The organism is Massilia sp. 01N410 (assembly GCF_056399665.1).
The window spans coordinates 198,328-211,364 of sequence record NZ_JBFTRV010000005.1 but is presented as its reverse complement, the minus strand read 5'-3'; the positions used below and the strand labels follow the sequence as shown (position 1 = coordinate 211,364).

At 65.4% G+C, this 13,037-nt stretch carries 14 protein-coding genes; 9 read left to right on the top strand and 5 right to left on the bottom strand.

Annotation, left to right across the window (positions count from 1 at the left end; all coding sequences use genetic code 11):
• Nucleotides 1-172 precede the first annotated feature (172 nt).
• The 4 genes from AC1DOP_RS09130 to corA all read left to right on the top strand — a co-directional run bounded on the left by AC1DOP_RS09130 (nt 173) and on the right by corA (nt 3,938).
• Nucleotides 173-1,057 (top strand): TonB C-terminal domain-containing protein, encoded by an 885-nt coding sequence (locus tag AC1DOP_RS09130; protein ID WP_441934672.1) that lies wholly within the window; start codon nt 173-175, stop codon nt 1,055-1,057.
• A 6-nt stretch (nt 1,058-1,063) separates the two neighbouring features.
• Nucleotides 1,064-1,888: a shikimate dehydrogenase gene (gene aroE, locus AC1DOP_RS09125; RefSeq protein WP_441934673.1), complete on the top strand. Its 825-nt coding sequence runs from the start codon at nt 1,064-1,066 to the stop codon at nt 1,886-1,888.
• Nucleotides 1,888-2,640, top strand: a complete 753-nt coding sequence (gene mtgA, locus AC1DOP_RS09120; RefSeq protein ID WP_441934836.1) for a monofunctional biosynthetic peptidoglycan transglycosylase — start codon at nt 1,888-1,890, stop codon at nt 2,638-2,640. Before aroE ends, mtgA begins: the two co-directional genes overlap by 1 nt.
• Before the next feature lie 332 nt (nt 2,641-2,972).
• A complete protein-coding gene (gene corA, locus AC1DOP_RS09115) occupies nt 2,973-3,938 on the top strand; it encodes a magnesium/cobalt transporter CorA (RefSeq protein ID WP_441934674.1) in 966 nt (321 codons plus the stop codon).
• Between the two features lie 241 nt (nt 3,939-4,179).
• Here corA and AC1DOP_RS09110 read toward each other — a convergent pair whose 3' ends face one another.
• The 5 genes from AC1DOP_RS09110 to thiD form a co-directional block, all read right to left on the bottom strand.
• Complete coding sequence (locus AC1DOP_RS09110; protein WP_441934675.1) at nt 4,180-4,341, bottom strand: hypothetical protein; 162 nt, start codon at nt 4,339-4,341, stop codon at nt 4,180-4,182.
• 172 nt (nt 4,342-4,513) lie between these two features.
• Entirely contained in the window at nt 4,514-4,921 is a 408-nt protein-coding gene (locus tag AC1DOP_RS09105) for a hypothetical protein (RefSeq protein WP_441934676.1), read from the bottom strand.
• Between the two features lie 392 nt (nt 4,922-5,313).
• Nucleotides 5,314-6,597, bottom strand: a complete 1,284-nt coding sequence (locus AC1DOP_RS09100; RefSeq protein WP_441934677.1) for an NRAMP family divalent metal transporter — start codon at nt 6,595-6,597, stop codon at nt 5,314-5,316.
• 107 nt (nt 6,598-6,704) lie between these two features.
• Nucleotides 6,705-8,006: a glutamate-1-semialdehyde 2,1-aminomutase gene (hemL, locus tag AC1DOP_RS09095; protein ID WP_441934678.1), complete on the bottom strand. Its 1,302-nt coding sequence runs from the start codon at nt 8,004-8,006 to the stop codon at nt 6,705-6,707.
• Nucleotides 7,999-8,817: a bifunctional hydroxymethylpyrimidine kinase/phosphomethylpyrimidine kinase gene (gene thiD / locus AC1DOP_RS09090; RefSeq protein WP_477250813.1), complete on the bottom strand. Its 819-nt coding sequence runs from the start codon at nt 8,815-8,817 to the stop codon at nt 7,999-8,001. The genes hemL and thiD overlap by 8 nt, the downstream gene beginning before the upstream one ends.
• Before the next feature lie 227 nt (nt 8,818-9,044).
• Here thiD and AC1DOP_RS09085 point away from each other — a divergent pair, with 227 nt between their 5' ends.
• From AC1DOP_RS09085 to AC1DOP_RS09065, 5 genes are all read left to right on the top strand, one after another.
• Entirely contained in the window at nt 9,045-9,197 is a 153-nt protein-coding gene (locus tag AC1DOP_RS09085) for a rubredoxin (RefSeq protein ID WP_441934837.1), read from the top strand.
• Nucleotides 9,198-9,373: 176 nt separating this feature from the next.
• On the top strand, nt 9,374-9,763 hold the full coding sequence (locus tag AC1DOP_RS09080; protein ID WP_477250812.1) for a response regulator: 390 nt from the start codon (nt 9,374-9,376) through the stop codon (nt 9,761-9,763).
• 17 nt (nt 9,764-9,780) lie between these two features.
• A complete protein-coding gene (locus tag AC1DOP_RS09075; RefSeq protein ID WP_441934681.1) occupies nt 9,781-10,149 on the top strand; it encodes a response regulator in 369 nt (122 codons plus the stop codon).
• A 2-nt stretch (nt 10,150-10,151) separates the two neighbouring features.
• On the top strand, nt 10,152-10,670 hold the full coding sequence (locus AC1DOP_RS09070) for a chemotaxis protein CheW (protein WP_477250811.1): 519 nt from the start codon (nt 10,152-10,154) through the stop codon (nt 10,668-10,670).
• 36 nt (nt 10,671-10,706) lie between these two features.
• Nucleotides 10,707-13,034: a methyl-accepting chemotaxis protein gene (locus AC1DOP_RS09065; protein WP_477250810.1), complete on the top strand. Its 2,328-nt coding sequence runs from the start codon at nt 10,707-10,709 to the stop codon at nt 13,032-13,034.
• Nucleotides 13,035-13,037: the final 3 nt, after the last annotated feature.

Here is a 13,037-nt window from a genome sequence, read left to right as displayed (position 1 = left end):
TGAACAGTGAGTACATTGACACTCCCTGTTGACTCTTGAATAACCGAACTTAAAACAGCAACAACCCACTGTTGCTAGCAAGACTGTTTGTTGCCGCAGGGACTAACAAACTCCTTCCCGCGCACGGTAGAATGGGTAGTTCCGTACTCCCAACCGTCCCGTCCCGCAGCACGTGAAGAGCCTTCAACACAACCGCCCCCTGACGATCGCCATTGCCTTCTCGGTGCTGGCGCACGCCTCCCTGCTGGCGATCCGCTTCGCCGCGCCGGACGCGTTCCGGCTGCAGCCGACCGATCCGGGGCTGGAAGTCATCCTCGTCAATGCCAGGCACGAGCGCGCGCCGGTCAAGGCCGAGGCGCTGGCCCAGGCCAACCTCGACGGCGGCGGCAATGCCGATGCCGGCCGCGCCCAGTCGCCGCTGCCGGACCTGCGCAAGATCGAGGATGGCGACAGCATCAAGACCCTGCAGCGCCGCATCGCCGACCTGGAACAGCGCCAGAAACTCCTGACCCAGACCCACCCGTCCGCGTTCGCCGCCCCCCCGATCGCCCAGCAGGACAAGCCCGATCCGTCGCGCAACGGTGCCGACATGCTCGAGACCAGCCGCGCCATCGCGCGCCAGACGGCCGAGATCACCCAGCGCATCGTCGACCAGAACAAGCGTCCGAAGAAGACCTTCATCAGCCCGAGCACCCGCGGGGTCGGTTACGCCATTTATTACAAGGCCCTGCAGAAGCGGGTGGAGGAGGTCGGTACCCTCAGCTTCCCGCAGCAGAACGGCCGCAAGCTGTACGGCGAGCTGGTGATGTACATCCCGGTGTTCCAGGACGGCAGCATCTATGAAAAGGAAGGCGGACCGCGCATCGAGCGTTCGTCCGGCAACCGCGCGCTGGACCAGGCCGCGCTGGGCATCGTGCGGCGTGCGGCCCCGTTCGGCAAATTCCCGGCCAATATGCGCTCCAGCGACAAGGACGACCTGTGGATCGTCATCACGACCTTCACCTTCACCCGGGAAGGCAAGCTGCAGGCCGAACTGCGTGAAGAAAAAGGAGCATGAGCTTATATGAGCGATAAATACTGCGTGATCGGCAATCCGATCGCCCACAGCAAGTCGCCGGACATCCACGCCGCCTTCGCGCTTGAAACCGGCCAGGACATCGTCTACGAGCGCTGCCTGGCGCCGCTGGACGGCTTCAAAGACACCGTGCAGGAGCTGATCGCGCGCGGCTACCGCGGCGCCAACGTCACCGTGCCCTTCAAGCTGGAAGCGGCGGCCCTCGCCACCCGGCTGGAAGAGCGCGCGCGCCTGGCCGGCGCCGTCAACACCCTGCGCTTCGAGAACGGCGAGATCGTCGGCGACAATACCGACGGCCCCGGCCTGGTCGCCGACATCGTCCGCAATGCCGGCGTGCCCCTTGGGGCCAAGCGCGTGCTGCTGCTGGGCGCGGGCGGCGCGGCGCGCGGCGTGGTGCTGCCGATCCTGCAGCATGGCCCCGCGATGATCGTGATCGCCAACCGCACCCGCGCCACCGCCGACGCTCTGGTCGCGCAGTTTGCGGCGCACACTGCGCATCCGGGCCAGGTATCCGCTTGCGGCTTCGAGGACATCGACGCCGCCTTCGACGTCGTCATCAACGCCACCTCCGCCAGCCTGTCGAGCGCGATGCCGCCGGTGCCGGCGCTGGCGTTTTGCCAGGACACGCTGGCATTGGATATGATGTACGGGAAAATGCCGAGCCCGTTCATGGAATTCGCCGCCAGCCATGGCGCCGCGACCCGCGACGGCCTGGGCATGCTGGTCGAGCAGGCCGCCGAAGCCTTCGCCATCTGGCGTGGCGTGCGGCCGCAGACCTCCACCATCCTGGAACAGATGCGGCGACAGCTATGATGAAAGCGCTCAGGGCGGGTCTTGCCGCCGGTGGCAAGACTGCCAGCACGGCCAGCGGCAAGAGCCGCCGGCGCTGGCTGAAATGGATCGTCCTGGGACCGCTGCTGCTGGTGCTGCTGATCCAGCTGTACTTCTTTGTGATGATTCTCTGGTGGACCCAGTTCAATCCATCGTCGACCAGCATGATGCGCCAGCAGCTATCAAGCCTGCGCGAAAAGAACCCGAACGCCAGGCTGGAACAGGTCTGGGTGCCGTACGAGCGCATCTCGGACAACCTGAAGCGCGCGGTGATCGCCTCGGAAGACGCCAATTTCACCGAACACGACGGCGTCGACTGGGAAGCGCTGGAAAAAGCCTGGCAGCGCAACAACAAGCGTCACAAGGTGATCGGCGGCGGTTCCACCATCACCCAGCAGCTGGCGAAGAACCTCTTCCTGTCCGGCTCGCGCAACTACCTGCGCAAGGGCCAGGAGCTGGTCATCGCCTATATGCTGGAGGCGGTGATGAGCAAGCAGCGCATCCTCGAAATCTACCTGAACGTGGTCGAATTCGGCCGCGGCGTGTTCGGCGCCGAAGCCGCCGCCCGCCACTATTACAAGACCTCCGCCGCCCGCCTCGACCCAACCCAGGCCGCGCGCCTGGCGGTAATGCTGCCGAACCCCCGCTACTACGACGCCCACCGCCAGACCAACTACCTGTCGCGCCGAACCGGCGTCATCCAGCGCCGAATGAACGCCGCCGACCTCCCCTGAAATCCCGCCCAAAAATTTGGGGTCAGAGAAAATTTGGGGTCAGAGCACATTATTCGCTTAATTCGGGGTCAGAGCACATTTCGCCGCTTGGCTACACGGACGCGCATTGGCTGCCTATCCGGGGCTATTGGGGCAAAAACGTTGTGCTCTTGCTGCAATTGTTCCGAGGCGTCATTTCCTCAAAATGTGCTCTGACCCCGAATTTTTGGCGGAATGTGCTCTGACCCCGAATTGATGGTGTCGTAAAGCAAATTTGTTGCCTACGGGGTGGCCGGGCTCAGGGCTTACGGGTACACTTGCGCTGTTTCCGAATCCGGCCGAGAAAGCAGCGCATGATCAATGTATTTGTCCTACAAAATGGCCGACTGAATCAGGTAGCGATTGCGTCGCGCGCCGATCTGGAGAAAGTAACGCCCGTCTGGGTCGATCTGACCGATCCCACCGACGAAGAGCGTGCCGTGGTCAAGGCCATGTATGGCGTGATCCTGCCGGGCGAGGACGAAGTTTCCGACATCGAAGCCTCGGCCCGCTATTACGAGGCGGAAAACGGCGACCTGCATCTGCGCACCGACTTCCTGCGCGAGGAAGAGGATGGTCCCTCGCGCATCGTCACCGTGGCCTTCATCCTGGCCAAGAAGATCCTGTTTTCGGTGCACAACGATGACCTGCCGGTGTTCCGCCTGGTGCGCCTGCGCGCGCGTTCGCGTCCCGGTTCGATCGAGGATTACATGGACGTGCTGCTCGACCTGTACGCGACCGACGCCGAGTACTCGGCCGACGCGCTCGAGGGCATCTACGAGAGCCTGGAAGAGGTCAGCCAGCGCGTGCTGCAGAAGGAATTCACCGACCAGGACGCGGCCTCCGCGCTGAATGCGATCGCCCACGAGGAAGACTTGAACGGCCGCATCCGCCGCAACATGATGGACACCCGGCGCGCGGTCAGCTTTCTGATGCGCGGCCGGCTCCTCAATTCGGAACAGTTCGAGGAAGCGCGCCAGATCCTGCGCGACATCGAATCGCTGGACGGCCACACTTCCTTCCTCTTCGACAAGATCAACTTCCTGATGGACGCCACCGTCGGCTTCATCAACATCAACCAGAACAAGATCATCAAGATCTTCTCGGTGGCCTCGGTGGCCTTCCTGCCGCCGACCCTGATCGCCAGCATCTACGGCATGAACTTCAAGTTCCTGCCCGAGCTGGACTGGAAGTTCGGCTATGGCTGGTCGCTCAGCCTGATGCTGATCAGCGCGATCGCGCCTTTCCTGTATTTCCGCCACCGCGGCTGGCTGAAATAAGACTCATCGCATACGGGCGTAGACGCCGTCGAAGCGAACGTTGAGGCCACCGCAGCGTTGGTTGTCGTGCACGATGAGGAAGTCGCCGATGCGTGCCAGGTCGGCGTCCCTGGATGAGCAGCTCCCCTCCCAGCTGGCCTGAATTGGTCGAGGCGCCGCTGCCCCAGAATGCCATCCCGTCCACGTACCAGGCCGTGCCCTTGCGGTCGATGTCGATCTGGCCGCGTTCCCTGTAGATCTTTCAGCGGCCCGTCCAGTCGGCCGGCGCCGGTTCGGCAGCCGCCTGGATCGCCAGGTCGCGCTTGCGCACCCAACCGACGGTCTCGTGCGACTTGCCCTGGTACCAGGCGCAGGTCCATTCCCCATGCGTCTTGCCGAGCAGGAGGCGATCACCAGGAACCACGTAGGCCTTGGTTTGGCAGGACGCGCCTTTCTGCGGACAGCCGTTCCAGTTGTCGAAGAAGTAGAGCCGGGGCGCGGCGCCGCCAATACTGCCAACATCCCGATGAACCCTTTGTTTTTCATTTGTCCCGATCTGCCGTCTGCAGCGGGACAGTATGGCCGCGCCGCCGGCCTCAATGCTTCAGGTTGATGAACATATTGACCGCGAAGGCCACGATCCCCAGCGCGGCGACGATCTCCGCCAGCGCCAGCACGGGCGCCACGCCGACCTGGCCGAACAGCAGCAGGGCCAGCGCCGACATCATCACCGGCAGCGCCAGGTTCAGCAACCAGAAGTGCAGGCGCGCCAGGCGGCTCTCGCCGGCCTTCGGAAACACGCTGTAGATCAGGCCTGCCAGCGCCATCGTGGTCCAGCCCAGCAGGTTGATGTGGGCGTGCACCGGGCGGAGAGTGAAGTTCTGGCTGGCGCCCATGGCGATGCCCATCGAAATGCCGATGATGAGGTAGACCACCGCCAGCTTCAGCCAGATGACGCCGGCGTCCGAAAAGCGCGGTGCGGAAGAGGTGACAGAGGTTTGCATGATAATTTTTCCCGTACGATATAGTTTTGGAATCTGGATCGCGAACCGATCCCCCAGTACAAGCATCGTAGGCAGGGATGGCGCCAAAGTGCAGCCCCATACGTGGGGGATGGCGCGCGGTCCTTCACCGAAAGGATGAAAATGCAACTCAGCAGGAAATCGAGTTTCGCACTGGCATGCCTGACCCTGACCCTGGCCGCGGCCGCCCGGTCCGCGACGGCGCCCGCGTCATCGTGGCGTCAGCCCGGACTGCGCCTACATCGAGATCGAACAGACGCTTACGCATCACGCCGGCCCCAACGCCATCCGCTTCGAGACCCTGGACGGCCGCATCGACGACGTCCATGCCGGCCGCTGGGCCGAGGTCCAGCTGATGGAGGAATGCAGCTAACTCACATCGTAGCGAACATCGCCACCACCGCCACCAGCATGATGGCCACGCCGAACCAGCCGATCACGGTGTGGCGGGTGCTCAGCGTATAGCTGCCCATGATCTTGCGGTTATGCGCCAGCATCATCATGACGGTCATGATCGGCACCGCGATCACGCCGTTGATCTGAGCCGACAGCACCAGGGCCGCGATCGGATCGATCGGGGCGAAGTCGAGCAGCACGCCGCCCAGCGTCGCCAGCGCGATGATGCCGTAGAACTCGCGCGCCTCGACCACCTTCAGGTCCAGGCCATTCCGCCAGCGGAAGCTCTCGGTGACGGCATAGGCGGCCGAGCCGGCCAGTACCGGCACCGCCAGCATGCCGGTGCCGATGATCCCCAGCGCGAACAGCAGGAAGGCGAATTCTCCCGCCACCGGGCGCAGGGCTTCGGCGGCCTGGGAGGACGATTGAATATCGGTGATGCCGTGCGCGCCCAGGGTCACCGCCGTGGTCAGGATGATGAAGAAGGCGACCAAGTTCGAGAAGCCCATGCCGATCAGGGTATCGGCCCGGATGCGCCTGAGCTGGGCCTTGGCATCCTTCGGCCGGGTGCGCAGGGCACGGGTGTTGCGATCGTTGCGGATCTCCTCGACTTCCTGCGAGGCCTGCCAGAAGAACAGGTAGGGGCTGATCGTGGTGCCGAACACGGCGACGACCAGGGCCACCGAGTCCTTGGTGAAGCTGAAGTGCGGCCACACGGTCCGCGCCAGCACCTCGGTCCAGGGCATGTGCACGGCGAAGGCGGTGGCAACGTAAGCCAGCAGGCCGAGCGTCAGCCATTTCAGGTAGCGCACATAGGTGCTGTAGGGCAGGAAAACCTGTAAAAGCAGGCACAGGATGCCGAAGCCCAGCGAATACATGTGCTGCGAGCCGACGCCCGTCACCAGACGCAGGGCTTCGCCCATGGCGGCGATGTCGGCGGCGATGTTGATCACGTTCGCCACCAGCAGGAGCAGCACCACCACGTACAGCAGCCAGGGCGGATAGGCGCGGCGGATGTTGGCGGCCAGCCCGCGTCCGGTGACGCGGCCGATGCGCGCCGACACCAGCTGGATGCCGACCATGAAGGGATAGGTCAGCACCAGGGTCCACAGGGTATTGAAGCCGAATTGCGCGCCGGCCTGGGAATAGGTGGCGATGCCGGATGGATCGTCGTCCGCTGCGCCGGTGATGAGGCCGGGGCCGAGGGATTTGAGGGTGGCGTTGTCGGTGAGACGGCGGAAGAGCTTGGGCTTGGACTTCATGGCGGCCGACGAGGATGGGTCGGCGCGGAGTGTAGCACGGCGGGAAACCCGCAAGGGGCGTCCGCCGTGAAAATAAGTCAGGCTTAAGTGATCAACTAAGCGATCGACTAAGCGATGCGCGCGAACACGCGGCGCGCCGCTTCGATGGTCTCGTCGATCACGGCGTCGTCGTGGGCCGCGGAGACGAAGCCGGCTTCGAACATCGCGGGCGCGAAGTAGACGCCTTCGTCCAGCATGCCGTGGAAGAAGCGGTTGAAGCGCTCCTTGTCGCCGGCCATCATCTGGCCGTAGCTCGACGGGACGTGGTGCGAGAAGTACATGCCGAACATGCCGCCGACAGCATCGGCGCAGAAGGCCACGCCGGCTTCCTTCGCCGCCTTGCTCAGGCCGTCGACCAGGCGGGTGGTCTGCGCGGACAGCTTCTCGTAGAAGCCCGGTTCCTGCACCAGCTTCAGGGTGGTCATGCCGGCCGCCACCGCGACCGGGTTGCCGGACAGGGTGCCGGCCTGGTAGACCGGGCCGATCGGCGCCATATTGTGCATCAGCTCGGCGCGCCCGCCGAAGGCCGCCACCGGCAGGCCGCCGCCGATCACCTTGCCCAGCGCGGTCAGGTCCGGGGTGATGCCGTACAGGGCCTGGGCGCCGCCGAGGCCGACGCGGAAGCCCGACATCACTTCGTCGAAGATCAGGATCGCGCCGTACTCGGTGCACAGCTCGCGCATGCGGCGCAGGAATTCCGGCGTCGCGCGGATCAGGTTCATGTTGCCGGCCACGGCTTCCACGATCACGCAGGCGATGGTGTCGCCCATCGATTCGAAGGCGTCTTCCAGCTGCGGGATGTTGTTGTAGTCGAGGACCAGGGTGTGCTTGACGAAGTCTTCCGGCACGCCGGCCGAGGTTGGGTTGCCGAAGGTGAGCAGGCCGGAACCGGCCTTCACCAGCAGGGAATCGGCGTGGCCGTGGTAGCAGCCTTCGAACTTGACGATCTTGTCGCGGCCGGTGGCGCCGCGCGCCAGGCGCAGCGCGCTCATGGTCGCTTCGGTGCCGGAGGAGACCAGGCGCACCTGCTCGATCGAAGGCACCAGGCGGCAGATCTCTTCGGCGATCTCGATCTCGCCTTCGGTCGGGGCGCCGAAGGACAGGCCGCGGGCGCAAGCGTCCTGCACCGCCTTGACCACTTGCGGATGGGCGTGGCCGACGATCGCCGGGCCCCAGGAGCCGATGTAGTCGATGTAGCGCTTGCCGTCCGCGTCCCAGAAATACGGGCCTTCGGCGCGGGTGATGAAGCGCGGGGTGCCGCCGACCGAGCGGAAGGCACGGACCGGGGAGTTCACGCCGCCCGGCGTGGTCTGCTGGGCGCGGGCGAACAGGGTGTCGTTCCTGGAGGTGTGTTCGGTATGTTCAGTCATGGTTGTTCTTCTTGTACAGCTTGTTGGGAATGAGCCTGCCCATGCCGAAGCGGCAGGCATGCTGCAGGGTGCCGAAAGTGTAGTCCTGGGCGTAGGTCAGGGCCTCGATCGCGTCCATGCCCTGCGCCATGCGCGCCGCCAGCGCGGCCGACAGCGTATTGCCGGCGCCGACGAAGGGACCGGGCAGGTGCTGGTTCCAGGACAGGCTGACGGCCAGGCCGTCGGGGTCGTACAGGTTGTCGGCGCGGACGCCGTCGCCGCCGCCGATGCCGGTGACCAGCACGTGGCCGCAGCCGAAGCCGGTCAGCTCGGCCGCGTCCTCGGCCACGGTGGCGATCGAACCCGGGTCGCGCCAGCAGTCGGCGAAGCGCGCCAGCTCGGGCTGGGACATCACCAGCACGTGCGCCTGCGGCACCAGCAGCTGGTGGATCAGGGTCATGATGTCGTCGTCGCGCACGCCGCAGTCCGGCAGGCCGGAAGTGAAGGGATCGAGGATCAGCGGCACCTGGGCATAGTCGGAGACGATTTCCGCGATCGCCGCGATCTGCTCCAGGCTGGCCATGGTGCCGACCTTGATCGCCGCGATCGGCATGTCCTCGAGCAGCATGCGGGCCTGTTCGACCACGCTGCCGGATTCGACCGGATGGATGTCGTCGACGCGCGCGGAGTCGGCCACCAGTAGCCCGGTCACCACCGACAGGCCATGGCAGCCGTGCATGGCGAAGACGGCCACGTCGGACTGGATGCCCATCGCGCCGACCGGATCGGCCGGCCCGAAGGTGAGGATGAGTGTAGACGGTTGGTTTTGCACAAGCGTTAGATTAAGATACCTAGCTTCCCATTTTACTAGATGGGAACCTCCATAACCTACTGCGCGTCGCTGGACCGTCCTGCGATGCTCGCCGTACCCAAGTACGGCTGCGCTTCTCGGATGCTCCAGCTTCCGCTCGCTACGGTTCTGGAGGTCCCTGATGCTTTACCTAATTTTATAAAGAAGGATTCGACGTGAGTAATGAAACGCAGGCTTACCAAACCTGGATGTGCCTGATTTGTGGGTGGGTCTACGACGAAGCCACAGGCAGCCCGGAAGACGGCATCCCGCCCGGCACGCGGTGGGCCGACGTGCCGATGAACTGGACTTGCCCGGAATGCGGCGCGCGCAAGGACGATTTCGAAATGACCGCCATCTGAGTTGTCGTTTTAGCCAGCAAAATCGGGGCATTTCCGCCTTCGGCGATGCCTTCTTGCCAAGCTTCTTGTCAAACAATTATCACCTTGGTTTTCAGCTAGTTGACGTATAGCAACACTTCGCGCACAAGGCCAGCGCCCTATGCTATCGTGCGGGTTCATGCTGAAGTGAAACTAATATGACGACGCAAGCGACAGGCCTGAAGATCATGGTGATCGACGACAGCAACACGATCCGCCGCTCCGCCGAGATCTTCCTGACCCAGGCAGGGTATCAGGTGGTGCTGGCGGAAGACGGCTTCGATGCGCTGGCCAAGATCAACGACCATCAGCCGGCGCTGGTGTTCTGCGACATCCTGATGCCGCGCCTGGACGGCTACCAGACCTGCGCCCTGATCAAGAAGAGCGCGAAATTCCATGCGACCCCGGTGGTGATGCTGTCCTCCAAGGATGGCCTGTTCGACCGCGCGCGCGGCGCGATGGTCGGCTCGATCGCCTACCTCACCAAACCGTTTTCCAAAGACAGCCTGCTGGCGGCCGTGCGTGATCACACGGCCGCGGCGGCATGAATACTCCGGAGCCCATCGTGGCCATACAAAAGATTCTGATCGTCGACGATTCCCCGACCGAACGCTACTACCTGACCGACATCCTGGTGCGCAACGGCTTCACCGTCACCACCGCCGAGAACGGCGAGGAGGCGCTGGCCAAGATCCGCGCCGACCGTCCTGAGCTGATCCTGATGGACGTCGTCATGCCGGGCGCGAACGGCTTCCAGATCACGCGTTCGATCACGCGCGATCCCGAGCTGGCCTCGGTGCCGATCATCATCTGCAGCAGCAAGAACCAGGAAACCGACCGCATCTGGGGCATGCGCCAGGGCGCGAAGGATTACTTCGTCAAGCCGGTCGACGCGCAAGCGCTGTTGGCCAGGATCGCCGCCCTCGGCGCCTGACCATGGCCGGCCTCGATCCCGCCGCCCGGCGCGCCCGCCTGCGCCAGTACCAGGAAGAGCTGCTAGAGCGCGTGCAGGTCGCGCGCACCGGCAGCGGCCAGCGCACGCACGAACTGGGCGTCGAGATCGGCGGCGAGCGCTACCTGCTCGACCTGCTCGAAGCCGGCGAGATCGTGCCGGTGCCGGCGCTTACCACGGTGCCGCTGACCCAGCCCTGGTACCTGGGGCTGGCCAACATCCGCGGCAGCCTGGTCGGCGTGGTCGACCTGGCGCGCTATCTCGGACCACAGCGCGGCGCCCAGGAAGGCGCCGCCATCGGCCCGGCGACGCGCCTGGTCACCTTCGCCCCTGGCCTCGGCCTGCCCTGCGGCTTCCTGGCGGCGCGCGTGCACGGTCTGCGCCAGGCGGCCGACATGACCCCGCAGGACGGCCGCCTCGTCGACGCCGACGGCAATGCCTGGACGCCCCTGGCGCTGGCCGCGCTGGCGCAGGACGAACGCTTCCTGCAGGTTGGCCTTTAAACAAATAACGACAACAGGTTCAGGACTGGAGCTGGAATGGGATTCGCATCTAAACTCTCGGTGAATTTTCTCCCCAAGGACAAGGACGACGGCGCCACCGTGCTGGCTTCGCCCGACACCCAGTTCGGCGCCGGCGTGATGCCGGCCGCGGGCATCGCCGATCCTGCGCCGTCCTCCGGTTCGGCCGACGAGGCCGCGGAACGGCTCGGCAACCTGGCCGGCCGCAAGCAGCGCGCCGCCGCCGCCGCCGCCGGGGGCGACGACGAGGACCTGCGCCTGCCGCTGATCGGCCACCTGTCGCTGCCGCGCCAGCTGCGCATCCTGCTGGTGGCCTTCGCGGTCGGCATCCTGGTCACCATCTTCTCGCTGTGGCGCAACGCCGGCAGCGGCGCGGTGGCGTCCAGCCAGACCCAGATCGCCAGCGAAGCGCTGATGCACTCGCAGCGCGTCGGCAAGGCGGCGCCGAACGCGATGCAGGGCCACCCGGACGCCTTCGCCCAGCTGCAGGACAGCCAGCTGGCCCTGGGTCGCCAGCTGGTCCTGCTGGCCAAGGGCGGCGACTACAACGGCCACGAGATTCCGGCCGCGTCCGGCGATACCCTGGACCAGCTGGACAAGGTGCGCGCCAAGTGGAAGGGTTCGGATGCCGCCGCCGCCAGCATCCTCAAGATGAAGCCCGAGCTGGTCGGCTTCGACAAGAGCCTCAAGCAGCTCAACATCCTGTCGCCGGAAATGCTGGCGCTGACCGAAGAGATCCTGACCCAGCGCACCGCGAAGGGCGGCAGCCCGCGCGAACTGGCCGCGCTTGGCCGCCTGATGATGCTGACCCAGCGCCTGTCGCGCAGCGCCAGCGAATTCCTGACCTCGGGCGGCATCAGCCCGGAAACCGCGTTCCAGATGGGCCGCGACACCGCCACCTTCCGCGCCACCGTCGACGGTCTGCTGCACGGGAACGCGCAGCTCGGACTGGCGCCGCTGCGCGAGGACGACCTGCGCGCGAAACTGGAGGAAGTCCAGTCCAAATTCGAGATCTGCCAGAAGGTGGTGGCTTCGTTCCTGAACAACCTGTCCGACCTGACCGCCGCCAAGGCCGCCGAACAGACCATCTTCCGCGACAACGAAGACCTGCGCGCCCAGCTGACCGCGCTGCAGGGCGATTTCCGTATCGGCGAAGGGGTCAAGGGCCCCTGGTTCTGGCTGCTGGTGGCGGCCTCCATCTTCACGCTGGCGATGGCCGGCAGCATCTCGCGCGTGATGCTGCAGGACTCGCGCAACCGCACCCGCGGTGCCGACGCCCGCCGCCAGGAAGCGGAAGCGATGCGCCTGCTGGCCCAGGCCAAGGAAGAGGAGGCGAAGGCCACCAACGACCAGAACCAGGCCGCGATCCTGCGCCTGATGAACGAACTGCAGGAAGTGGCGGACGGCGACCTGACCGTCTACGCCACCGTGTCCGAAGACATCACCGGCGCGATTGCCGACTCGGTCAACTACACGGTCGAGGAATTGCGCGGCCTGGTGGTGCGCGTCATCGACACCGCCGGAAAAGTGACGCAGGCGTCGAACCAGGCGCAGAAGATCTCGAGCGACCTGCTGGTCGCGGCCGGCCAGCAGGCCCGCGAGATCCAGGACACTTCGTCGACCATGCTGAGGATGGCGGGCGAGATCACCGGCGTGTCGCAGTCGGCCAACGAATCGGCCGAGGTGGCGCGCCAGTCGGTGGCCGCGGCGGAGCAGGGCGCGACCGCGGTGCAGAACGCGATCAAGGGCATGGGTGAGATCCGCGAGCAGATCCAGGAAACCTCGAAGCGCATCAAGCGCCTGGGCGAATCCTCGCAGGAGATCGGCGAGATCACCGAGCTGATCTCGGACATCACGGAACAGACCAACGTGCTGGCGCTGAACGCGGCGATCCAGGCGGCGTCGGCCGGCGAGGCGGGACGCGGCTTCTCGGTCGTGGCCGAAGAGGTGCAGCGGCTGGCGGAACGCTCCGGCGAGGCGGCCAAGCAGATCGGCGCGCTGGTGCGCACCATCCAGACCGACACCCACGACGCCGTGGCGGCGATGGAGAAGTCGACCCAGGGCGTGGTCGAGGGCGCGCGCCTGTCGGACGCCGCCGGCGCCGCGCTGGCCGACATCTCGCGCGTGTCGAACCGCCTGGCTGAGCTGATCCAGGGGATTTCGACCGCGACCGGCATGCAGGCGACGTCCGCGAACGGGGTGGCGCACAATATGCAGCACATCCTGGCGATCACCGGTCAGGCGCAGGACGGCACGCAGCAGACCGCGCAGTCGATCCGCGAACTGGCCATGCTCGCGCAGGAGCTGAAAAACTCGGTGTCGCGCTTCCGCGTCTCCGCCGCTTAAGAA

Coding starts and splice junctions, on each gene's coding strand:
- mtgA (WP_441934836.1), top strand. CDS start 1,888: ATGAAAGCGCTCAGGGCGGGTCTTGCCGCCGGTGGCAAGACTGCCAGC.
- AC1DOP_RS09085 (WP_441934837.1), top strand. CDS start 9,045: ATGTGCCTGATTTGTGGGTGGGTCTACGACGAAGCCACAGGCAGCCCG.
- AC1DOP_RS09100 (WP_441934677.1), bottom strand. CDS start 6,597: ATGAAGTCCAAGCCCAAGCTCTTCCGCCGTCTCACCGACAACGCCACC.
- AC1DOP_RS09070 (WP_477250811.1), top strand. CDS start 10,152: ATGGCCGGCCTCGATCCCGCCGCCCGGCGCGCCCGCCTGCGCCAGTAC.
- AC1DOP_RS09105 (WP_441934676.1), bottom strand. CDS start 4,921: ATGCAAACCTCTGTCACCTCTTCCGCACCGCGCTTTTCGGACGCCGGC.
- corA (WP_441934674.1), top strand. CDS start 2,973: ATGATCAATGTATTTGTCCTACAAAATGGCCGACTGAATCAGGTAGCG.
- AC1DOP_RS09080 (WP_477250812.1), top strand. CDS start 9,374: ATGACGACGCAAGCGACAGGCCTGAAGATCATGGTGATCGACGACAGC.
- AC1DOP_RS09065 (WP_477250810.1), top strand. CDS start 10,707: ATGGGATTCGCATCTAAACTCTCGGTGAATTTTCTCCCCAAGGACAAG.
- hemL (WP_441934678.1), bottom strand. CDS start 8,006: ATGACTGAACATACCGAACACACCTCCAGGAACGACACCCTGTTCGCC.
- aroE (WP_441934673.1), top strand. CDS start 1,064: ATGAGCGATAAATACTGCGTGATCGGCAATCCGATCGCCCACAGCAAG.